The organism is Nonomuraea sp. NPDC046570 (genome assembly GCF_040645915.1).
In the GTDB taxonomy this organism is placed as follows: Bacteria; Actinomycetota; Actinomycetes; order Streptosporangiales; family Streptosporangiaceae; genus Nonomuraea.
Window position 1 is genome coordinate 70,421 of record NZ_JBEYZF010000001.1, and the last position, 22,625, is coordinate 93,045.

19 protein-coding genes and 1 tRNA gene are annotated in these 22,625 nt (G+C 67.7%); 19 read left to right on the forward strand and 1 reads right to left on the reverse strand.

Features of this window, described 5'->3' with window-relative positions:
• Positions 1–11: 11 nt before the first annotated feature.
• The 6 genes from ABZ911_RS00325 to ABZ911_RS00350 are packed head-to-tail and all read left to right on the forward strand — an operon-like array spanning position 12 to position 5,268.
• The gene (locus ABZ911_RS00325; protein ID WP_358049643.1) at positions 12–512 is read left to right on the forward strand and encodes a SigE family RNA polymerase sigma factor; all 501 of its coding nucleotides are present in this window, start codon (positions 12–14) and stop codon (positions 510–512) included.
• A complete protein-coding gene (locus ABZ911_RS00330) occupies positions 509–1,402 on the forward strand; it encodes a PASTA domain-containing protein (RefSeq protein ID WP_358049646.1) in 894 nt (297 codons plus the stop codon). Before ABZ911_RS00325 ends, ABZ911_RS00330 begins: the two co-directional genes overlap by 4 nt.
• A 21-nt stretch (positions 1,403–1,423) precedes the next feature.
• Positions 1,424–2,056, forward strand: a complete 633-nt coding sequence (locus ABZ911_RS00335) for a hypothetical protein (protein ID WP_358049649.1) — start codon at positions 1,424–1,426, stop codon at positions 2,054–2,056.
• Between the two features lie 4 nt (positions 2,057–2,060).
• Entirely contained in the window at positions 2,061–2,585 is a 525-nt protein-coding gene (locus ABZ911_RS00340; RefSeq protein WP_358049651.1) for a hypothetical protein, read from the forward strand.
• Between the two features lie 15 nt (positions 2,586–2,600).
• Positions 2,601–3,128: a SigE family RNA polymerase sigma factor gene (locus ABZ911_RS00345; protein WP_358049654.1), complete on the forward strand. Its 528-nt coding sequence runs from the start codon at positions 2,601–2,603 to the stop codon at positions 3,126–3,128.
• Entirely contained in the window at positions 3,121–5,268 is a 2,148-nt protein-coding gene (locus ABZ911_RS00350) for a hypothetical protein (RefSeq protein WP_358049657.1), read from the forward strand. Before ABZ911_RS00345 ends, ABZ911_RS00350 begins: the two co-directional genes overlap by 8 nt.
• On the opposite strand, the gene ABZ911_RS00355 is transcribed toward ABZ911_RS00350, so the two are convergent.
• Positions 5,269–6,471 (reverse strand): pyridoxal phosphate-dependent aminotransferase, encoded by a 1,203-nt coding sequence (locus tag ABZ911_RS00355; protein WP_358049660.1) that lies wholly within the window; start codon positions 6,469–6,471, stop codon positions 5,269–5,271.
• Between the two features lie 198 nt (positions 6,472–6,669).
• On the opposite strand from ABZ911_RS00355, the gene ABZ911_RS00360 reads away from it, so the two are divergent.
• From ABZ911_RS00360 to ABZ911_RS00420, 13 genes are all read left to right on the forward strand, one after another.
• Positions 6,670–6,742 (forward strand) — tRNA-Trp (locus tag ABZ911_RS00360).
• A 73-nt stretch (positions 6,743–6,815) separates the two neighbouring features.
• Entirely contained in the window at positions 6,816–7,061 is a 246-nt protein-coding gene (gene secE, locus ABZ911_RS00365) for a preprotein translocase subunit SecE (RefSeq protein WP_358049663.1), read from the forward strand.
• 66 nt (positions 7,062–7,127) lie between these two features.
• Positions 7,128–7,907, forward strand: a complete 780-nt coding sequence (nusG, locus tag ABZ911_RS00370; protein ID WP_358049666.1) for a transcription termination/antitermination protein NusG — start codon at positions 7,128–7,130, stop codon at positions 7,905–7,907.
• A 116-nt stretch (positions 7,908–8,023) separates the two neighbouring features.
• Positions 8,024–8,455, forward strand: coding sequence for a 50S ribosomal protein L11 (gene rplK / locus ABZ911_RS00375; RefSeq protein WP_358049669.1), 432 nt, complete (start codon positions 8,024–8,026; stop codon positions 8,453–8,455).
• 72 nt (positions 8,456–8,527) lie between these two features.
• Positions 8,528–9,247 (forward strand): 50S ribosomal protein L1, encoded by a 720-nt coding sequence (rplA, locus tag ABZ911_RS00380; RefSeq protein ID WP_358049672.1) that lies wholly within the window; start codon positions 8,528–8,530, stop codon positions 9,245–9,247.
• A gap of 157 nt (positions 9,248–9,404) precedes the next feature.
• The gene (locus ABZ911_RS00385; protein WP_358049675.1) at positions 9,405–10,232 is read left to right on the forward strand and encodes an LppX_LprAFG lipoprotein; all 828 of its coding nucleotides are present in this window, start codon (positions 9,405–9,407) and stop codon (positions 10,230–10,232) included.
• Between the two features lie 263 nt (positions 10,233–10,495).
• Complete coding sequence (rplJ, locus tag ABZ911_RS00390; RefSeq protein ID WP_358049678.1) at positions 10,496–11,020, forward strand: 50S ribosomal protein L10; 525 nt, start codon at positions 10,496–10,498, stop codon at positions 11,018–11,020.
• Positions 11,021–11,086: 66 nt separating this feature from the next.
• Positions 11,087–11,476 (forward strand): 50S ribosomal protein L7/L12, encoded by a 390-nt coding sequence (rplL, locus tag ABZ911_RS00395; RefSeq protein WP_358049681.1) that lies wholly within the window; start codon positions 11,087–11,089, stop codon positions 11,474–11,476.
• A gap of 171 nt (positions 11,477–11,647) precedes the next feature.
• Entirely contained in the window at positions 11,648–12,634 is a 987-nt protein-coding gene (locus tag ABZ911_RS00400) for an ABC transporter ATP-binding protein (protein ID WP_358049685.1), read from the forward strand.
• Between the two features lie 654 nt (positions 12,635–13,288).
• On the forward strand, positions 13,289–13,807 hold the full coding sequence (locus tag ABZ911_RS00405; protein ID WP_358049688.1) for a hypothetical protein: 519 nt from the start codon (positions 13,289–13,291) through the stop codon (positions 13,805–13,807).
• 37 nt (positions 13,808–13,844) lie between these two features.
• Complete coding sequence (locus ABZ911_RS00410) at positions 13,845–14,354, forward strand: hypothetical protein (protein WP_358049690.1); 510 nt, start codon at positions 13,845–13,847, stop codon at positions 14,352–14,354.
• 434 nt (positions 14,355–14,788) lie between these two features.
• Positions 14,789–18,259 (forward strand): DNA-directed RNA polymerase subunit beta, encoded by a 3,471-nt coding sequence (gene rpoB, locus ABZ911_RS00415; RefSeq protein WP_358049693.1) that lies wholly within the window; start codon positions 14,789–14,791, stop codon positions 18,257–18,259.
• Between the two features lie 14 nt (positions 18,260–18,273).
• A complete protein-coding gene (locus ABZ911_RS00420; protein WP_358049696.1) occupies positions 18,274–22,149 on the forward strand; it encodes a DNA-directed RNA polymerase subunit beta' in 3,876 nt (1,291 codons plus the stop codon).
• Positions 22,150–22,625: the final 476 nt, after the last annotated feature.

Sequence of the window (22,625 nt, forward strand, 5' to 3'; positions counted from 1 at the left end):
GGGTCCCGCCGATGACCGAAGAAGACGAGACGGCTTTCGACGAGTTCCTCGCCGCCAGGAGCACGGCGCTCCTGCGCACCGCGATCCTGGTCTGTGGAGCCACCCGGCACGACGCCGAGGACCTCGTCCAGAACGCGCTGGAGAAGGTCTACCGGCACTGGCCGAGGATCAGGAACGACAACCCCGAGGCCTACGCGCGCAAGGTGGTCGTCAACGCGGCCATCTCCGCGGCCAGACGCCGGAAGATCATCAACGAGATCACGTTCGCCAGGCCGCCCGAGACCGAGGCCGGATCACCCGACCTGGACCTGCGGGACACGCTGATCAACGAACTGCGCAGACTGCCCGCCAGGATGCGGGCCGTCCTGGTCCTCCGCTACTGGGAGGACATGTCCGAGGCCGCCACCGCGACAGTCCTCGGCTGCTCCGCGGGGACCGTGAAGAGCCAGGCGGCGCGGGGGCTCGCCAGGATCCGCGACAACATGACCGAACCCGAAGGAGCGATGCGATGAAGACAGAGGACGCGCTCGCCGAGGCGATGTCCGCACACGTCGCGGACGTCCACGCCTCCCCCTTCCTGGGCGGGGCCGTGCGCCGCCGACGCCGCGCCCACATCCTCAGATTCCGTACGGCCGGCGCCGCCCTCGTCACCGCCACGGTGGCCCTGGGAGTGCCGGTGTACCTGAACCTGATCCCGGGCACCAACACGGCCGCCCCCGCCCAGGCCGTACACGAGACGAAGGTGGTCGTCCCCAACGTCGAGGGCCTGACCCCTTGGCAGGCCGACAACGCCCTGAAGGCCGTCGGGCTGGTCGCGCAGCCAGACGGCAACGCCACGGTCGCCACGCAGAACCCACGCGCGGGCACACAGGTCGATCCCGGCACTGTGATCCAGCTCACCGTCAACCCCATGCTGCCCCAGGAGCTCGGCGACCTCGGCGACGGCCGCAAGTTCGGCGGCATCGAGATCGGCTACCTGCCCGAGGGCCTGAAGTGGAGGGAGTGGTCGGGCAAGGACCGCTTCGGCAAGGACAGCTACACCACCTCCTTCGACGACGGCGTGGACAGCGGCGCCTACTCCATCCAGGTCATAGTCAGGCGCGGCGAAGCGGTGAAGACCATCCAGCACCGCCGCGACGCGGTGGCCGGAAAGGACTGGACCAAGGTCAAGGTCCACGGACAGGAGGGCTACCTGGCCAACTTCGGCGAAGACGGCGAGCCCCACAAGGTCGGCGTGTACAGCGAGCCCGGAGGCGGCACCCACACCATCGGCTGGAACGAGAACGACAACCTCGCCATCGAGGTGATGATGGGCCCCTACCGCGTCGAGAAGCTCAGCAAGGACGAGATCAGCGCGGAGCTGAAGCGGATCGCGGACGAAATCAAGGTGATCACCAACTGAAAGGTGGGCATCTAACGAGGTATGACGCCCGCCGGTGATCAGCGGCGAGGATGGCGCGCCATCCTCGCCTTCACCGCGCTGGCGGTGACGATCGCGGCGATCTACTCCATCTTCTCCTCAGGCTTCGGCCGCCCGACCCGAACCACGGCGGGCCCCGCCGCCCGCCCGCTCCCCACGGTCACGGTCCCGCCCGAACCCGCGCCCACGACTGCCCGGCCGAGAGGGGCCTCCGCCCGCGCCCCCGTCCGCGTGCCCAGGCCCAGCACCACCATCGCGGTGATCGCCGACAACTTCTGGCTCACCTACCTGCCCTCCGACCTCGTCCGCACCGGCGGCGGCGCCATCGAACCCGAAACCGGCGTCGAGGGCGGCTGGGCCCGATTCGGCTCCGGAGAGCGGTACGTTGAAGCCCAGGTCGAACACGGCACCGCCGCCGCCGACTGGACGACCTATCGCCAACGCCTCACCCTGACCAGCCCGCGCGACATCACCGTGCGTGGCAGACCCGCCATGGTCGGCGAACACCCCAGCGGCGGCAAGGCCATCGCCTGGCTCGAACGCGCCGGAACCGGTGCCTGGATCCGGGTCAGCGACGCCCTCAGCAAGGAACTCATCCCGATCGCGGCGTCGGTGACGGCTCCTGTAGGAGAGTGACCAGGTGAGGCGAGCCCGATCCACGGCGACCCTGCTCGCCGTGCTCTGGCTCGGCGGCTGCGGTGGCTGCGGCGCGAGCGAGCCGGCCACCCCCACCGCGCCGCCGTCGCCCGCCCCCCAGCAGGCGGTCAGGCCCAAGGCGGCGGCCGTGTCCATGTCCTGCGGCCCGAAGGCCCGCCTGCGGACCGGCTACCTGCCGAGGGGCCTGAAAGCCAGAACCTCGCTCAGGGCCGTGCGCCCGCTCGGCAAGGTGCGCGGCTACCGCTGGAAGACCGCCGACGGCCAGTGGCTCGCCGTCGGCGTCGTGTGCGGGGTCCGCGGCGCGGGCCACCTCGTCTCCCTGGTCGCCACAGCCAGCCTCGACATGCACAAGGGCAGACCCGCCATCCGCTGGACCAGGGGCCGCTCCTCCTACGTCCTCTGGCTCGACCGCCCCGGCACCGCCGTCCTCGTCGCCGCCAGCTCCGCCCTCACCCTCGAGATCCCCCGCGTGATGACCGGGATCAAGGGCAACCCTTCACCCCGCTGAGGCGTACATAGGGGCATGAAGACCCAGCCGCCCGCCAGAGCGGCCGAGTTCGCTGACTTCGTGGCCGCGCGGGGCACGAGTCTGCTGCGCCTGGCCCATCTCGCCTGCGGTTCGCGCGACGACGCCGAGGACGTCCTGCAGACGGCCCTCGAACGCGCCTACCGCCACTGGCCGAGACTGCGCCCGGACACCGACCCCGAACCGTACGTGCGCCGCATCGTCGTCAACACCGCCATCAGCCGGGCCCGCCGCCGCGCCATCCTGCGCATCACCCCCTACGGCACGCTCCCCGAACCCGCCGCCCCCAGCGAGACCAGGGGCGTGGAGTTGCGCCAGGTCCTGACCGCCGGCCTGCGCGCCCTGCCACCCAGGCAGCGGGCCGTGCTCGTGCTGCGCTTCTGGGAGGACCTGACCGAGGCCCAGACCGCCGAGACCCTGGGCTGTTCGATCGGCACCGTCAAGAGCCAGGCGTTCAAGGGCCTGGCACGCCTGCGCGCCCTGATCGGCGCCGGCCTCGTGGAGGAAGTGGCCAGCGATGCTTGAGAACGTACTGCGCGAGGCGATGGCCGAGGAGACCGCCCACCTGCTGGCCGCCCCCGACCTGACGGACCAGGTGGTACGGCGCTCGCACCACCGCCGCAGGACCCGCGCGAAGGCCCTGGCGGTCGCGACGGCGCTCGCGATCCTGTGCACCGGCATCGGCGGATACGTCATGACCCGCGACCGCGACCAGGTCGCCGCGACCACCAGGCTGGCCCGGCTCGACGACGTCATGGTCCGCTACCTGCCGCCTGACCTCGGCCGCCCGACCCAAGGCAGCATGGGCGATGCGGGCACTCTGACCTGGGGCTCGGCCGATGACCTCGTCAGAGTCACCCGGTACGGCACCTCGCCCACCCCCGACCCGGCCACGCTCATGCCGGACGGCGCCCCCTTCACGATCAGAGGCAGACCTGGACGAATCTCCCCGGACGGCACCGACCTGCTCTGGCGGGAATGGCCCGGCCTCCTGCTCCGCGTCACCGTGGGCGCGAACCACACCGGCGACCTGGGCCGTATCGCCGAGGGCTTGCGCATGTGGGACCCGACCGACGGCACCCTGGCCGGAATCCGCGTCTCCTACCTGCCGCCCACGGTTCACCTGGCCGCCCCCGCGACGGGCGCGACCAGGAAGTGGACCGGTGCGGACGGAAAACAGATCACCCTCACGGCCGTCCAGGCCTCCTCCCTGGAGGAGGTCATGACCTGGGGGCGCGGCCACCTGAACCTCGAAGGAGGCCAGACGACCAAGGTCAACGGCAAGCCCGGCTACGAGAGCAGGACAGGTGACGCCCGCCTCTGGCTCCAGGAACCCGGCCAAGGCTTCATCCTCACCGTCTCCGGCTCCCTCCTCCCCGAAACGAACCGCATCCTGGCCGGAATCGCCCCCCTCCCACCCACCCCCGGCCTCCCCACCACCTTCGAGGGCATCACCGTCACCCACCTCCCCCCGGGACTCCAACCGGCCGGCACCGGAGCACTTGACGGAATCGGCATGAACTGGGGCGGTGGCGGAGAGGTGCGCATCGAGGTGGTCAGAGGCGACCACGCCAAAACCCTCGACACGCTCAAGAACGTCTCTTGGCCGACCAACGAGAGGTTCGCCGACCTCAGGAGGACCACCGTCAACCGCACCCCGGGCCTCACCGGGCGAATCCAGGGCGGCGACACCCCCAGAGGCCACATGACCCTGTGGGTCGCCCGCCCCGGCTACGGCATCCGCGTCCACGTCAGCGACGCTCTCGCCGGGGAACTCCCCGCCATCGCGGCCGGAGTCACCGTCAACCCACCACCACCGCCCAGAAGCGACGAGGTGGACGGCATCCGGCTCGGTCACCTGCCCGAAGGACTCACCCGCGAGAACACCACCCGCGCCGGAGAGACGTCCACCACCGGCACGTGGCGCGGCGCGGAAGGACGGGAACTACGCGTCGAGGTTCACCGTGGCGGACCGTCCACGCGGTACTGGATCAGGGAAAGCCTCGGCGTGCCCACCGCCGTCACCACCCTCGGCGAAGGCGACCGCGTCAGAGTGGCCGGTCCTGGCTGGACGCGGGAACTCTGGCTGGTCGACGGCGGCCTGGCCATCATGGTGACGACGAACACCGACCTCGACCGCGTCATGAAGGGCCTGCGGATCAAGGAGCGAAGGCCCGAGCCGAAACGCGTGAACCGCAACCAGGGCGTGCCCGTGAACGGCTCCCTCTGCGATGCCCGATCCACCACGCCGCCGCCCCCAGGCAAGGCCCTGCCTGCCAGACGGGCGGTCAGGGGTCTGTGGTTCACGGATCGGCCGAAGACGCTCACCCGTGGGGCGGGCTTCACGACCTTCGACGGGCTCGTCCCGAGTGGCGGCATGCGGATCTACGGCTACACCTGGACCAGGCCGGGAAGCCCGACCCGGCTCAGCGCCGGTGTCGTCTGCGGCGTCCAGACCTCCGGACAACTCGCCGCCCTCGTGCCGGGCGCCCAGCCCGCCGTACTGCGCGGCAAGCCCGCACTTACCTGGGCCCGCCAGGGGGCGCTCTACGCCATGTGGCTGGAGCGCCCCGGGGCGGTGGTCTTCGGCGGCGGCACGGCCGACCTCGCGGAGGGCCTGGAAGCCGTCACAGGAGGGCTGGACGTGACGCCCTGGCCGCAGTAGTCAGCGGGCCTCGGAGAGGAGCTTGGCCAGGCGGCTGACGCCCTCGGCCAGGTCGTCGTCGCCCAGTGCGTACGACAGGCGGAAGTAGCCCGGCGTGCCGAACGCCTCGCCCGGGACCACCGCCACCTCGGCCTCCTCCAGCACCAGCTCGGCCAGCTCGGCGGAGGTCTGCGGGCGATGCCCCCGGATCTCCTTGCCCAGCAGCGCCTTGACCGACGGGTACACGTAGAACGCGCCCAGCGGCTCCGGGCACAACACGCCCGGGATCTCGTTCAGCAGCCGGACCATCGTCCGGCGCCGCCGGTCGAACGCCTCCCGCATCTCCGCCACCGCCGACAGGTCGCCCGAGACGGCGGCCAGCGCGGCCATCTGCGACACGTTCGCGACATTGGAGGTGGCGTGCGACTGCAGGTTGGTCGCGGCCTGGACCACGTCCTTCGGGCCGATCAGCCAGCCCACCCGCCAGCCGGTCATCGCGTACGTCTTGGCCACGCCGTTCAGGATGACGACCCGGTCGGCCAGCTCGGGGACGGCGGTGGCGATGCTGGTGAACTCGGCTTCGCCGTACACGAGGTGCTCGTAGATCTCGTCGGTGACCACCCACAGGCCATGCTCGGCCGCCCAGCGGCCGATCTCCTCGACCTGGGCGCGCGGGTAGACCGCCCCCGTCGGGTTGGACGGCGACACGAACAGCAAAACTTTGGTACGGCCGGTGCGGGCCGCCTCAAGCTGCTCGACGCTCGCCAGATAACCCGTGGTCTCGTCGGTGACGACGTCCACCTGCACGCCGCCGGCCAGCTTGATCGCCTCGGGATAGGTCGTCCAGTACGGCGCGACGACCAGGACCTCGTCACCCGGGTCCAGCAGCGTCGCGAAGGCCTCGTAGACCGCCTGTTTGCCGCCGTTGGTGACCAGCACCTGTGAGGCGTCGACCTCGTAGCCGGAGTCGCGCCGGGTCTTCTCGGCGATCGCCTGCTTGAGCTCCGGCAGACCGCCGGCCGGGGTGTACTTGTGGAAACGCGGGTTACGCGCCGCCTCGATGGCGGCCTCGACGATGTAGCCGGGCGTCGGGAAGTCGGGCTCGCCCGCGCCGAAGCCGATGACGGGGCGGCCGGCCGCCTTCATGGCCTTCGCTTTGGCGTCGACGGCCAGCGTGGCGGACTCGGAGATCGCGGCGATACGCGCGGAGATGCGGCTGGACATGCCCCCATCGTTTCAGACGCCTCACGAAGTTTCCGCTCGGTACCAGGATCCGGGCATGTGGCTTTGACCTGCGCGATCAGTGTCGAGTTCGACGTGGCGGGCATTCTTCAATACACTTTCGCCTGGTCCTGCTGCCGCATGTCGATGCGGCGATCGGTCCGGACAGTGAGTCGGCCGTTGTAGTGTGGTTGACGACATAGGGCACTAGCGCAATTGGTAGCGCACCGGTCTCCAAAACCGGCGGTTGGGGGTTCGAGTCCCTCGTGCCCTGCGAGTGCGGTCCGCGCAGCAAGGCGTGAAAGCGCGCCGCAACTGCGTTGGACACGACGGATCAGGTGAGGACTGTGGCGATCGACACGCGCGGCGAGACCGCAGGCAAGCCGAGCGGTGAGAAGAAGAGTCGGACTTCTCCCGCCCTTTTCTATCGGCAGGTCGTCAATGAGCTGCGCAAGGTCATCTGGCCGACGCGCAAGGATCTCATCACCTACACCACGGTCGTTCTGGTATTCGTTCTGATCATGGTTGGGATCGTGTCCGGGCTCGACGCCCTGTTCACGGAGGGCGTCCTGCGGATCTTCGGCGGGGCCTGAACCTGACGCCGATGGTGTCATCCTGACGGAGTCACCATTCGATTCGACGAAAGAGGAAAAGTCACCGTGTCCGAGTCTTCAGTGTCGGCAGGCGAGCCCCGCGAGGAGTGGGACGCCGAGCCCGAAGAGGCTGTCGACGCCGCAGAGGAGTCCGCCGAGGACGTCGAGGAGACCGAAGAGGTCGCCGGCGACGACGAGGCCGAAACCCCTGCCGCCGAAGCCGAGGTCGACGAAGACGGTGACATCCTGCCGGAAGTCGACCCCGTCGAGGAGTTCAAGGCGTCGCTGCGTGGCCAGCTCGGTGAGTGGTATGTCATTCACTCCTACGCCGGCTACGAGAACCGCGTGAAGTCCAACATCGAGAGCCGGAACGTCTCGCTCAACATGGAGGACTACATCTTCCAGGTCGAGGTGCCGACGCACACGGTGCACGAGCTCAAGAGCGGCAAGAAGGTCCCGGTCAAGGAGCGGGTGCTGCCCGGCTACGTCCTGGTCCGGATGGACCTGACCGACGAGTCCTGGGCCGCGGTGCGCAACACGCCCGGCGTGACCGGTTTCGTCGGCCTGTCCAACAAGCCGAGCCCGCTCAGCCTCGACGAGGTGGCCAAGCTGCTGGCTCCCGAGCCGACGGAGGAGGCCAAGAAGGCCTCGGCCAAGGCCGCGTCCGGCCCCACGGTGGACTTCGAGATCGGCGAGTCGGTCACGGTCATGGACGGCCCGTTCGCCACGCTGCCGGCCTCGGTCAGCGAGATCAGCCCCGAGTCGCAGAAGCTCAAGGTGCTGGTGTCGATCTTCGGTCGTGAGACCCCGGTGGAGCTCTCGTTCAACCAGGTCTCGAAGATCTGAGGATCACGTAAACTAAGACGTTCGGTCGGCCGTCCCTTCGCGAAGGGCGGCCTTCCGACATGTCCGCCCGCATCCGCGGGTGGACGGCATCGCAATCAGGACCCGGAGAAGGACACATGCCTCCGAAGAAGAAGATCGCGGCACTGGTCAAGGTCCAGCTTCCCGCTGGCCAGGCCACGCCCGCCCCGCCGGTCGGTACCGCCCTCGGTCCGCACGGCGTCAACATCATGGACTTCGTCAAGCAGTACAACGCTGCGACGGAGGCTCAGCGGGGCAACATCATCCCCGTCGAGATCACCATTTTCGAAGACCGCAGCTTCACCTTCATCACGAAGACGCCCCCGGCGCCTGAGCTGATCAAGAAGGCTCTGGGCCTGGACAAGGGCTCTGCGGTTCCGCACAAGGAGAAGGTCGGCAAGCTCAGCCGCGAGCAGCTCCGTACCATCGCGGAGACGAAGATGCAGGACCTCAACGCCAACGACATCGAGGCCGCCGAGAAGATCATCGCCGGCACCGCCCGGTCGATGGGCATCACCGTCGCCGAGTAAGACCTTTCCCTGTTCGACCCGTGGGAGGGCCACGCGCTGGCCCACGACCACAGACTCCACTGAGGAGAAGAAGTGAAGCGCAGCAAGGCGCACCGCAACGCGTCGGCCAACGTCGACCGCGACAAGCTGTACTCCCCGGCCGAGGCCGCGAAGCTGGCCAAGTCCACCTCCGTCACCAAGTTCGACGCCACTGTCGAGGTGGCGCTGCGGCTGGGTGTCGACCCTCGCAAGGCCGACCAGATCGTGCGCGGCACGGTCAACCTCCCGCACGGCACCGGTAAGACCGCCCGGGTCCTGGTCTTCGCGACCGGTGACCGTGCCGAGGCTGCCCGCGAGGCCGGTGCCGACATCGTCGGCGCCGACGAGCTGATCGACGAGATCTCCAAGGGCAACAGGCTCAACGAGTTCGACGCCGTCGTCGCCACCCCGGACCTCATGGGCAAGGTCGGCCGCCTGGGCCGGGTGCTCGGTCCGCGTGGCCTCATGCCCAACCCCAAGACCGGCACGGTGACGCCCGACGTCGCCAAGGCCGTGACCGAGATCAAGGGCGGAAAGATCGAGTTCCGCACCGACCGTCAGGCGAACCTGCACTTCATCATCGGCAAGACGTCGTTCGGCGAGCGCCAGCTCATCGAGAACTACGCCGCCGCCCTTGACGAGGTGCTGCGTCTGAAGCCGTCGGCCGCCAAGGGCCGCTACCTCAAGAAGGTCACCTTCTCGACCACGATGGGCCCCGGCGTGCCGGTCGACCCCAACGCGACCCGCGGCCTCACCGCCGAGCTGGACGCCTGAGCCTCCCCCGGAGACTCGTTTCCGAAGGGCCCCGCACCGAAGTTCGGTGCGGGGCCCTTCCGCGTCGGTGGCGGGGCCTCAGGGATAACCCTGGGGTTTCCCCCTAATCGCCGCGGGAAGACGCCAGAACGTGAATCTGCCAAGTAGGGTCGAAATCATGCTGAAGCGCAGGATTACTCTCGCCGTCGCCGCGACGGGCGCCGCCGCGCTGTTCGCGGTGGCCGGCTGCGGATCGAATGCCCAGCCCATCCAGGTCAACCTGGCCGCTGCTGAGGTCCTGGAGCAGGCCGCGCAGAAGACCCAGGAGGTCAGCAGCTACACGGTTGACGCGGTCGTCGATGTGAACCATCCGAAGGAGGGCGCCGGCAAGCTGCAGGGCCGGATGCTCTACCAGAACAAGCCGGAGCTGGCCGCCGATCTGACGGTCGACTCGGCGACGTTCGGCGGGCAGAGCCTGCCGGGCGGTGCGCGGGCCATCCTGCAGGGGCAGACCCTGTACGTGAAGGTAGAGGCGCTCACCAAGGTCGTGGGCGGCACCAAGCCCTGGATCAAGGTCAATCTGGCCGAGGCGGGCGACCAGGGTGAGGCCCAGAAGTACCTCGACCAGGTCAAGCAGTTCGACCTGGCGAACGTCACCAAGATGGTGACCGCCTCCGAGAACGTGAAGTCCGTCGGCACCGAGAACGTCAACGGTGTGGACACCACGCACTACAGCGGCTCCTTCCCGGTGGACGCGGCGGTGCAGCAGCTGCCCGCCGACCAGCAGGACAAGGCGCGGACGAACATGGCGGACCTGAAGGACATCAAGTTCGACATCTGGGTCGACGCCCAGGGCCTGCCGGCCAAGCTCACGATGAGCGGGGCCCAGGAGGGCGCCACGTTCAACGCGTCGCTGTTCTTCAAGGGCTTCAACGAGCCGGTCACCATCGAGGCTCCGCCGGCCGACCAGGTGGGCGAGCTGCCGAAGAACACCACTGGTAACTGAGCCTGTCCGGGGTGGTCCGCCACGGCGGGCCGCCCCGATTTGGCTTCTTGACGTTCTGCCCGTACTCTGGTCATTGCCAAAGACCGCCGGTCGTCGCTGGGTGCCTCATGACCTGGTGACCGAAGGATCCACTTACTGTGGACGGCCCGCGTAGGTGTGATGAGAGTCTTCCGCACGATTTCGTGCGTGAAAGCCCCGTGCGCCTGCGCCGGGGCTTGTTTCATGTCTGGACCTTCGCCGGTGGCACATCTGGAAGGAGGCCCATGGCGAGGGCGGATAAGGCGACAGCGGTTGCCGAGCTCAAGAGTGAGTTCGAGGGCAGCAGCGCCGCCGTTCTGACCGAGTACCGCGGTCTCACCGTCGCACAGCTCAAGGAGCTGCGCGTTTCTCTCGGTGGGAATGCGAAGTTCGCCGTGGCGAAGAACACCCTGACCAAGATCGCGGCCAACGAGGCCGGCGTGACTGGTCTGGACGACCTGCTGGTCGGTCCGACCGCGATCACGTTCGTCAGCGGCGACGTTGTCGAGGCGGCCAAGGGTCTGCGTGACTTCGCCAAGGCCAATCCCCTTCTGGTGATCAAGGGTGGTGTCCTCGACGGCAAGTCGCTGGACGCCGCGGAGATCACCAAGCTCGCCGACCTCGAGTCCCGCGAGGTTCTCCTCGCGAAGTTCGCTGGCGCGCTCAAGGCGAAGCAGAGCCACGCTGCTGCTGTGTTCGCCGCGCTGCCCACCAACATGGCTCAGCTGGCCGAAGCCCTTCGCGCGAAGCGCGAAGAGGCGGGCGAGTAACACCGGGGATTGCCGCAAAACCGCGGTCCCGTTTCTGGTTTTAGTAAGTTTCATACGGAGGAAAACATGGCGAAGCTCAGCACCGACGAGCTGCTCGGCGCGTTCAAGGAGATGACCCTCCTCGAGCTTTCCGAGTTCGTGAAGCAGTTCGAGGAAGTCTTCGACGTCAAGGCCGCCGCCCCCGTCGCGGTTGCCGCCGCCCCGGGTGGCGCTGCCCCGGCCGCTGAGGCCGTTGAGGAGCAGGACGAGTTCGACGTCATCCTCGAGGCTGCCGGCGACAAGAAGATCCAGGTCATCAAGGAGATCCGCGCGCTGACCTCCCTCGGCCTGAAGGAGGCCAAGGACCTGGTCGACGGCGCTCCGAAGGCGGTCTTCGACGGCAAGGTCAACAAGGAGCAGGCGGAGAAGGCCAAGGCTGCCCTCGAGGGCGCCGGCGCCACCGTCACCGTGAAGTAACTTTCGCGACGCGTCATTCAGAAGGGGCGACTCACCCAGGTGCCGGGTGGGGCGCCCCTTTTGCGTACCTGGGGTATTGGGTGGGGTTCCAGCTCACGGTATGGGCGGTACCGGGGGTGGGTGTATTAGTAAAGTACCTGTCACGTTACCCCCTGCGCATGGAAGGTGACCGTGGGCGTCGAAGTCGTGGTCGAGGGGCTGACCAAGTCGTTCGGTCGGCAGGTCATCTGGGAGGACGTCTCGCTGACGCTGCCGCCGGGGGAGATCTCGGTGCTGCTCGGCCCGTCGGGGACCGGCAAGTCGGTGTTCCTGAAGGCACTGGTCGGCCTGCTGCGCCCCGACCGCGGCCATATCTGGATCGACGGCTGCGATCTCGCCACCTGCGGCGAGCGCAAGCTCCACGAACTGCGCCGGTTGTTCGGCGTGCTCTTCCAGGACGGCGCGCTGTACGGCTCACTGAGCCTGTACGACAACATCGCGCACCCGTTGCGCGAGCACACGAAGAAGTCCGAGTCGCAGATTCGCCGGATCGTCATGGCGAAGATGGAGCTGGTGGGCCTGCTCGGCGCCGAGGCCAAGCTGCCGGGGGAGATCTCCGGCGGCATGCGCAAACGGGCGGGCCTGGCCAGGGCGCTGGTGCTCGATCCGGAGATCATCCTGTGCGACGAGCCCCACTCAGGCCTCGACCCGGTACGCACGGCCTACCTGAACCAGCTCATCGTCGATCTCAACGCCGAGATCGAGGCGACCTTCCTGATCGTCACCCACGACATCAACACCGCCCGCACAGTGCCCGACGACATCGGCCTCTTGTTCCGCGGTGAGCTGGTGATGTTCGGGCCCCGCGAGATGCTGCTGTCGAGCCACGAGCCGGTGGTGCGGCACTTCCTCAACGCCCGCTGCCACGGCCCTTTCGGCATGTCGGGGGAGAAGGACGCCGGGTCAGCGGCCGAGGCGCGGCTGCACGACTCCGGCGGCCTGCCGCCGATCCCGCCGCAGCTCATGCCGACCGCCAGCCGCCTGCGCCGGACACAGCGTCCACCCGGCGCGTGGCTGGCGGCCAACGGGGTGACCGCGCCGCCGGGCTCGTTCGTGGACGAGCGCGGCCGAAACTGGCTGGCGGAGTACCCACGCCTGGTCCTCGATGGCGTCCGCTAGCGGTACGGCTGCCGCAGGGTACGCCGCCGGCCTGAGCGAACAGATCGACGGCCTGGTCGCCCGGCAAAGCGAACAGATCGACGGCCTGGTCGTAGGCAATCGGACGGCGCCCACGTGCCGAGGGCGCCGACCATTCCCGACGTTGTGAACCCGCACTCGGGCAGGTGTGCGTGTTCAGCGTGATCTGGGCCTCAACGAGCAGGTCTTCTCGTGCGCTCGGCAGATTCACTTCAACGGACCTGGTTCGACGCTGATCTGATGCCGCTCCCGGCGTCCCTGAACGCCCCGGGCGGGACGCTGTGATGGCTCAGGCCGCGAGAAGAGCGCTCGCCGTCTCGTCAATGCTGACCCAGGCCGGTTGTGGCCCTCTGGAGGGCTTGGAGGGCGTGGAGCCGCGAGCGGACTGTCAGGTAGCCCGAAAGACAAGCCATCCTCCTCGCCGACGACGTGGAGGCGTCGACGAACGGTGAAGGCGCCCGCCTGGCTTGATTGGCGCACGAGATCCATGCGGATCACGTGGCGGAGCGCCTGCGCCGATGCCCGTGGTCGTCGTCCCGGGCCCTGGTGAGCCGTTGTTCGGGCCTCGGGGAATGGCAAAGGACGATCTTCTCATCAGGTTATGATCCGGCGATCGGCTGAGCGAAGGGAGGGCATGTGGCAGGAGATGCCGCTGGAGCCCCTCGGGCGCTGCGGCCGCTCACGCGGCTGTCCGTGGTGTTGGCCGTGCTGCTCCTGGTGCTCGCTGGGGTCGCCTACTGGTTCAGCGGCCAGGTGCGTGAGGAGCAGTTGGCCGTGGTCGATAGGCAGGCGGCGATGGAGGCGGCCGGACGGCACGCCATCGACCTGGTCTCGCTCAACTACAAGACCGCCGAGGCGGACGTCCGGCGCATCCTGGCGACCTCCACGGGCAAGGCGAAGGCCGACTACGAGGGCAGTGCGGCCAAGCTCAGGGAGACGACTGTGGCCAACAAGGTCGTCCAGAACGGTGCGCTCAGGGCCACGGGCCTGGTGTCCATGGAGGGCGGGGTGGCCAAGGTCCTCGTCGTGGCGGATGTGGTGATCAGCTGGGACGGCACCAAGATCCCCGCCCAGGACCGGTTCTACCGGTGGTCGATGGACGTGACCAAGGTCGGCGGCGTGTGGCTGGTGTCGAAGGCGGAGCAGGTCCTGTGAGGTCGTCGATCGCTGTGGCGAAGGTGGGGCAGGTCCTGTGAGGTCGGCGATCGCTGTGGCGACGGCGGCGGTGCTGGCCGTGGGGGTGGTCGTGCTCGGGTTCGTCGCCGTGGGCGCCTACCTCGACCTGGGTGAGCTGCGTGAGCGGCGGGCGGCGGGGGACGCCGCGCTGGTGACCGCCAGGGCGGCGGCGCCCGACCTGCTGTCCTACGACTACCGCACGATCGAGGAAGACCTGGCGCGGGCGGGCCGGCTCACCACGGGCCAGCTGACCGCGCACTACCGCGAGTTGGCCGAGACGCTGGTCGGCAAGGCCAAGGAGCAGCGAACGGTGCAGCAGGCCACGGTCGCGGGGGCGGCCGTGGAGAAGGCGAGCACGGACCGGGTCGAGGTGCTGCTGTTCGTGAACATGGGAACGACCAAGGAAACGCCCGGCACGACCGAGGCGCGCCAGCAGGTCATCCAGAACCGTGTGAGGTTCGTCATGGTCCGCCAAGATTCGGGGTGGCGCGTCGCCGAACTCTCTACCCTTCTCGGGAGCCCCTGATGTCGGGCATGTCCTGACTTTCAATTGTTATCAAAATCTAGGTTTGGCGAAGCCCTGGCGATGGGTATCTCAGTCACAGCAGCACCGGTCGTCGGCATGGGTTCGACCCTCGGTGTGACAGAGCGTTAGCGGCCCCCGTTCGCGGGTATCGTCTTGGGGCCTACGGCTGATGACCGTCACGCGGAGGAGAAAATCCCAGCGTCCGGGCTCTGAGTTGGTCGAAAGTCCGGCTCGCGGGCTTGACGGATCCGTCAGGACGGGCGATGCTGCGACCAACGTGGAGCATGAAGCGAGTGCGAAGTGGACAGGCGTGTGCCGTTCGGCTACACTGCCCCTTTGCGCTGCCCTTTGACGACCCGCTTCCTTTGCTCACGTTGCGAGGTTGTCTGGCGTGCGTGTAGTCAGTCCGCCGCGAGCCCTCGGAAGGACATCTGTTGGCAGCCTCGCGCAACGCCTCCGCCGTACCCGCCGGTCCCCGACGCGTTTCGTTTTCGCGTATCCAGGAGCCCCTCGAAGTTCCTGACCTTCTCGCTCTGCAAACCGAGTCGTTCGACTGGTTGCTCGGCAACGAGAAGTGGAAGGCCCGGGTCGAGGCGGCTCGCCAAGCCGGACGAAGGGACGTTCCGACCCAGTCTGGTCTCGAAGAGATCTTCGAGGAGATCAGTCCCATCGAGGACTTCTCCGGAACCATGTCTCTGTCGTTCCGCGATCACCGGTTCGAGCCGCCCAAGTACTCAGTAGATGAGTGCAAAGACAAGGACATGACCTTCTCCGCCCCGATGTTCGTCACGGCGGAGTTCATCAATAACACCACTGGTGAGATCAAGAGCCAGACGGTGTTCATGGGCGATTTCCCGCTCATGACGCCGAAGGGCACCTTCATCATCAACGGCACCGAGCGTGTCGTGGTCTCCCAGCTCGTCCGGTCCCCGGGCGTCTACTTCGACCGTAGCGTCGACAAGACCTCCGACAAGGACCTCTACGGTTGCAAGGTCATCCCCTCCAGGGGTGCCTGGCTCGAGTTCGAGATCGACAAGCGCGACAGCGTCGGTGTCCGCATCGACCGCAAGCGCAAGCAGGCCGTCACCGTGCTTCTCAAGGCACTGGGATGGACCAACGACCAGATCCTCGAGCGCTTCGGCCAGTACGAGTCGATGCGGGCGACCCTGGAGAAGGACCACACCGCCGGCCAGGACGACGCCCTGCTCGACATCTACCGCAAGCTGCGGCCGGGTGAGCCGCCGACCAAGGAGTCGGCGCAGACCCTGCTGGAGAACCTGTACTTCAACCCCAAGCGCTACGACCTCGCCAAGGTCGGCCGCTACAAGATCAACAAGAAGCTCGGGGTCGACAGCGAGATCACGCAGGGCACGCTGACCGAAGAGGACGTCGTCGCCACCATCGAGTACATCGTCCGGCTGCACGCCGGCGAGGACGCGATGCCCGGCGCCAATGACCGCGAGGTCATCGTCGAGACCGACGACATCGACCACTTCGGCAACCGTCGTCTGCGCAGTGTCGGCGAGCTCATCCAGAACCAGGTCCGCCTGGGCCTGGCCCGTATGGAGCGCGTCGTCCGCGAGCGGATGACCACGCAGGACGTCGAGGCCATCACGCCGCAGACCCTGATCAACATCCGCCCCGTGGTGGCGTCGATCAAGGAGTTCTTCGGCACCTCGCAGCTGTCGCAGTTCATGGACCAGACCAACCCCCTGGCCGGCCTGACGCACAAGCGTCGTCTGTCCGCGCTGGGCCCCGGTGGTCTGTCCCGTGAGCGGGCCGGCTTCGAGGTCCGAGACGTGCACCCGTCCCACTACGGCCGGATGTGCCCGATCGAGACCCCTGAAGGCCCGAACATCGGCCTGATCGGCTCGCTGGCCTCCTACGGCCGGATCAACGCATTCGGCTTCGTCGAGACGCCGTACCGCAAGGTCGTCGACGGCCGGGTGACCGAGCAGATCGACTACCTGACGGCCGACGAGGAGGACCGCTTCGTCAAGGCGCAGGCCAACACCCAGCTGAACGCTGACGGCACCTTCGCCGAGGCCCGCGTCCTGGTCCGCACCAAGGGTGGTGAGACCGAACTCGCGCGTGCGGAGGAGGTCGACTACGTCGACGTGTCGGCGCGCCAGATGGTGTCGGTCGCCACGGCGATGATCCCCTTCCTCGAGCACGACGACGCCAACCGCGCGCTCATGGGCTCCAACATGCAGCGCCAGTCGGTGCCGCTGCTCAAGAGCGAGGCGCCGCTGGTCGGCACCGGCATGGAATACCGTGCCGCGACCGACGCCGGCGACGTCATCAACGCCGAGAAGGCGGGTGTGGTCGAGGAGGTCTCGGCCGACTACGTCACCGTCATGAACGACGACGGCACCCGGACGACCTATCGTGTCGCGAAGTTCAAGCGTTCCAACCAGGGCACCTGCTTCAACCAGAAGCCCATCGTCGCCGAGGGCGACCGGGTCGAGGTCAACCAGGTCATCGCCGACGGCCCCTGCACCGACACCGGTGAGATGGCCCTCGGCAAGAACCTGCTCGTGGCGTTCATGCCATGGGAGGGCCACAACTACGAAGACGCGATCATCCTGTCCCAGCGGCTGGTCCAGGACGACGTCCTCTCCTCGATCCACATCGAGGAGCACGAGGTCGACGCCCGTGACACCAAGCTGGGCCCCGAGGAGATCACCCGGGACATCCCGAACGTCTCCGAGGAGGTCCTGGCCGACCTCGACGAGCGCGGCATCATCCGCATCGGCGCCGAGGTCGTGCCCGGTGACATCCTGGTCGGCAAGGTCACGCCCAAGGGTGAGACCGAGCTGACCCCGGAGGAGCGCCTGCTCCGCGCGATCTTCGGTGAGAAGGCCCGCGAGGTCCGTGACACCTCCCTGAAGGTGCCGCACGGCGAGTCCGGGAAGGTTATAGGAGTTCGCGTCTTCAGCCGCGAAGAGGGCGACGAGCTGCCCCCCGGTGTCAACGAGCTGGTCCGCGTCTACGTGGCCCAGAAGCGTAAGATCACCGACGGTGACAAGCTCGCCGGCCGTCACGGCAACAAGGGCGTCATCTCCAAGATCCTGCCTGTCGAGGACATGCCGTTCCTCGAGGACGGCACGCCGGTCGACATCATCCTCAACCCGCTGGGCGTGCCCGGCCGAATGAACGTCGGCCAGGTTCTGGAGACCCACCTCGGGTGGATCGCCGCCAGGGGCTGGGACATCACCGGCGTCCAGGAGGCCTGGGCGGAGCGGCTGCGCGACAAGGGCTTCGGCCAGGTCGCGCCGCGCACCAACGTGGCCACCCCGGTGTTCGACGGCGCGCACGAAGAGGAGATCGTCGGCCTGCTGAGCAGCACCATGCAGAACCGCGACGGTGACCGCATGGTCCAGGAGACCGGCAAGGCACGGCTGTTCGACGGCCGCTCCGGCGAGCCGTTCCCGTACCCGATCTCGGTCGGCTACATCTACATCCTCAAGCTGCTGCACCTGGTCGACGACAAGATCCACGCGCGTTCGACCGGCCCGTACTCGATGATCACCCAGCAGCCGCTGGGCGGTAAGGCGCAGTTCGGTGGACAGCGTTTCGGCGAGATGGAGGTGTGGGCCCTGGAGGCCTACGGCGCCGCCTACGCCCTGCAGGAGCTGCTGACGATCAAGTCCGACGACGTTCTCGGCCGCGTGAAGGTCTACGAGGCCATAGTCAAGGGCGAGAACATTCCCGAGCCGGGCATCCCCGAGTCGTTCAAGGTCCTCATCAAGGAAATGCAGTCGCTGTGCCTGAACGTCGAGGTGCTCTCCAGCGACGGCATGTCCATCGAGATGCGCGACACCGACGAGGACGTCTTCCGTGCGGCGGAGGAGCTAGGAATCGATCTGTCCCGGCGTGAGCCGAGCAGCGTGGAAGAAGTCTGAGGGGGACATCGCACATGCTTGACGTGAACTTCTTCGACGAGCTCAGGATCGGGCTGGCGACGGCCGACGACATCCGCCAGTGGTCGCACGGCGAGGTGAAGAAGCCCGAGACGATCAACTACCGGACTCTCAAGCCGGAAAAGGACGGACTCTTCTGCGAGAAGATCTTCGGCCCGACCCGCGACTGGGAGTGCTACTGCGGCAAGTACAAGCGCGTCCGCTTCAAGGGCATCATCTGTGAGCGCTGCGGCGTCGAGGTCACTCGCGCCAAGGTGCGTCGTGAGCGGATGGGCCACATCGAGCTGGCCGCGCCCGTCACGCACATCTGGTACTTCAAGGGCGTCCCCTCACGCCTCGGATACCTGCTCGACCTGGCCCCGAAGGACCTCGAGAAGGTCATCTACTTCGCGGCCTACATGATCACGCAGGTCGACGCCGAGATGCGCGACCGTGACCTGCCCTCGCTCGAGGCGAAGATCTCGGTCGAGCGGCAGCACATCGAGCAGCGCCGTGACGCCGACGTCGAGGGCCGGCAGAAGAAGCTCGAGACGGACCTGGCCGAGCTTGAGGCCGCCGGCGCCAAGGGCGACCAGCGCCGCAAGGTCCGTGAGGGCGCCGAGCGCGAGATGCGTCAGCTTCGCGACCGGGCCCAGCGCGAGCTGGACCGGCTCGACGAGGTGTGGAGCCGTTTCAAGAACCTCAAGGTCCAGGACCTCGAGGGCGACGAGATGCTCTACCGCGAGATGCGCGACCGCTTCGGCCGCTACTTCAAGGGCGGCATGGGCGCGCAGGCGATCCAGGAGCGCCTGATCAGCTTCGACCTCGCGGAAGAGGCCGAGAACCTGCGCGAGACGATCCGCAGCGGCAAGGGCCAGAAGAAGGCCCGCGCCCTCAAGCGGCTCAAGGTGGTCTCGGCGTTCCTGAACACCACCAACTCGCCGCGGGGCATGGTCCTCGACTGCATCCCGGTCATCCCGCCGGACCTGCGCCCGATGGTGCAGCTCGACGGTGGCCGGTTCGCGACCTCGGACCTGAACGACCTCTACCGCCGCGTGATCAACCGGAACAACCGCCTCAAGCGGCTTCTCGACCTCGGCGCGCCCGAGATCATCGTGAACAACGAGAAGCGGATGCTCCAGGAGGCCGTCGACGCGCTGTTCGACAACGGCCGTCGTGGTCGCCCGGTCACCGGTCCCGGCAACCGCCCGCTCAAGTCCCTCAGCGACATGCTGAAGGGCAAGCAGGGCCGCTTCCGCCAGAACCTGCTGGGCAAGCGAGTCGACTACTCCGGCCGTTCGGTCATCGTCGTCGGCCCGCAGCTCAAGCTGCACCAGTGCGGTCTGCCCAAGCAGATGGCGCTGGAGCTGTTCAAGCCGTTCGTGATGAAGCGGCTCGTGGACCTCAACCACGCGCAGAACATCAAGTCGGCCAAGCGGATGGTCGAGCGTGCCCGCCCTGTGGTGTGGGACGTCCTCGAAGAGGTCATCACCGAGCACCCGGTGCTGCTCAACCGTGCGCCCACGCTGCACCGTCTGGGCATCCAGGCGTTCGAGCCGCAGCTGGTCGAGGGCAAGGCCATCCAGATCCACCCGCTCGTCTGCACCGCGTTCAACGCGGACTTCGACGGCGACCAGATGGCCGTGCACCTGCCGCTGTCGGCTGAGGCCCAGGCCGAGGCACGCATCCTGATGCTCTCGACCAACAACATCCTCAAGCCGGCCGACGGCAAGCCCGTGACGATGCCCACCCAGGACATGGTCATCGGCCTGTACTGGCTCACCACCCAGAAGGACGGCGCGATCGGCGAGGGCCGGGTCTTCGGCTCGGTCTCCGAGGCGCAGATGGCCTTCGACCGTCGTGAGCTGGACATCCAGGCCAAGATCCAGATCCGCCTGAGCGACGTCCAGCCGCCCCGCGGCTGGGAGGCTCCGGAGGGCTGGGAGGCGGGTGACCCGCTGCGCCTGGAGACGACGTTCGGCCGCTGCCTGTTCAACCAGACGCTGCCCGCGAACTACCCGTTCGTCAACCAGCAGATCGGCAAGAAGCAGCTCTCCCTGATCGTGAACGAGCTGGCCGAGACCTATCCCAAGGTCGAAGTGGCCAACGCGCTCGACGCGCTCAAGGACGCCGGCTTCCGCTGGGCGACCCGTTCCGGCGTCACGATCTCGATCGACGACGTCGTCGCGCCGCCGAACAAGGCCGAGATCATGGAGTCGTACGAGCGCCGGGCCGACAAGGTCCAGCGTGAGTACGAGCGCGGTCTGATCACCGACGAGGAGCGCCGTCAGGAGCTCATCGAGATCTGGACGCACGCCACGGCCGACGTCGAGACCGACATGGTCAACGCCTTCCCGGCGACCAACCCGGTCTGGATGATGGTCAACTCCGGCGCCCGCGGTAACAAGATGCAGGTGCGTCAGATCGCCGGTATCCGTGGTCTGGTGTCCAACACCAAGGGTGAGACGATCCCGCGTCCGATCAAGGCCTCCTTCCGGGAGGGCCTGTCGGTGCTGGAGTACTTCATCTCCACCCACGGACAGCGAAAGGGTCTGGCCGACACCGCGCTGCGAACCGCCGACTCGGGTTACCTGACCCGTCGTCTGGTGGACGTCGCTCAGGACGTCATCGTGCGCGAGATCGACTGCGGCACCGACCGCGCCGTTCCGCTGCACGTCGGCGACCGCGACAGCCAGGGCAACCTGGTCAAGGCCGAGAACGCCGAGTCGAACGTGCACGGCCGCATCCTGGCCGAGGACGTCGAGGTCGACGGCAAGGTCATCGCGTCGGCGGGCGTCGACATCAACGACGACCACGTCACCGCGCTGGTCGAGGCGGGCATCGAGACCGTCCGCACCCGCAGCGCGCTGGTGTGCGAGGCGAAGATCGGTGTCTGCGCGACCTGCTACGGCCGCTCGCTGGCCACCGGCAAGCTCGTGGACGTCGGCGAGGCGGTCGGCATCATCGCCGCCCAGTCGATCGGCGAGCCCGGCACCCAGCTGACGATGCGTACCTTCCACACCGGTGGTGTGGCCGGTGCGGACATCACCCACGGTCTGCCTCGTGTCCAGGAGCTGTTCGAGGCGCGCATCCCCAAGGGTGTCGCCCCGATCTCCGAGGCCGAGGGCCGGGCTCGCATCGACGAGACCGACAAGACCCGGAAGATCGTGATCACCCCGGACGACGGTTCCGAGGAGATCGCCTACCCGGTGTCGATGCGGTCGCGGCTGCAGATCCAGGACGGCCAGCGCGTCACGGTCGGCCAGCAGCTCATCGCCGGTGCGGTCAACCCCAACGAGGTGCTGCGCATCCTCGGCCCGCGGGCCGTGCAGCTGCACCTGGTGGCCGAGGTCCAGCAGGTGTACCGCTCGCAGGGTGTGTCCATCCACGACAAGCACATCGAGATCATCGTGCGGCAGATGCTCAAGCGCGTGAACGTGCTGGAGTCCGGTGACACCGACCTGCTGCCCGGCGAGCTCGTGGAGCGTCCGCGCTTCGAGCTGATGAACCGCGAGTGCGTGGCGGAGGGCGGCGCTCCCGCCGCCGGCCGTCCGGTGCTCATGGGCATCACGAAGGCCTCGCTCGCCACCGAGTCGTGGCTGTCGGCGGCCTCCTTCCAGGAGACGACCAGGGTTCTGACGGACGCGGCGATCCACGCCAAGTCCGACTCCCTGCTCGGCCTGAAGGAGAACGTCATCATCGGCAAGCTCATCCCGGCCGGCACTGGCATGCCCCAGTACCGCAACATCCGGGTGGAGCCGACCGAGGAGGCCAAGGCCGCGATGTACACGGTCGGCGGCTACGACGGTTCGGCGGCCGACTACACCTTCGGCACGGGCAGCGGCGAAGCCGTCCCGCTGGAGGAGTACGACTTCGGTCAGTACAACCGCTGACACAGCGCACGGAGAACGCCCGGGACCATGTCCCGGGCGTTTTCTTTTGTACGGCACGCGCGGCCGTACAGAAGGAAGTGCCCGGGAAGGGCGCGCAGGGGCCGTGTGATGTGACGAGGGCCTGGTTGGGCGCACGAGTGGCGGCGGCCGGAGGGCGCCGGGCACGGGCATGTCTGAGAGCCTTTGGTGGCTTGCCGTACAGATAGGGGTGTCTTCGCCGAGCCGATGGTGCGGTAATGGTCGGAGAACCGGAGGCGGTGCGGGTACACTAGGTCAGGGTCTGATAAGCGGCCGGGGGAGATACCGGTCGCGAGGCCACGACACGAAATTACGGTCGCATCAACAGTGGCCGGGATCGCAGTCGTTTTGACGTGCTGCGCTGGGCTGGGTAGTCTTGCCCTTCGTGCCCGTGGGTTCATGGGCTCTCATGCGTGCGCTCCTTCAGTGGAGTGCGGTATGGCCTCCTCCTTGCGTGC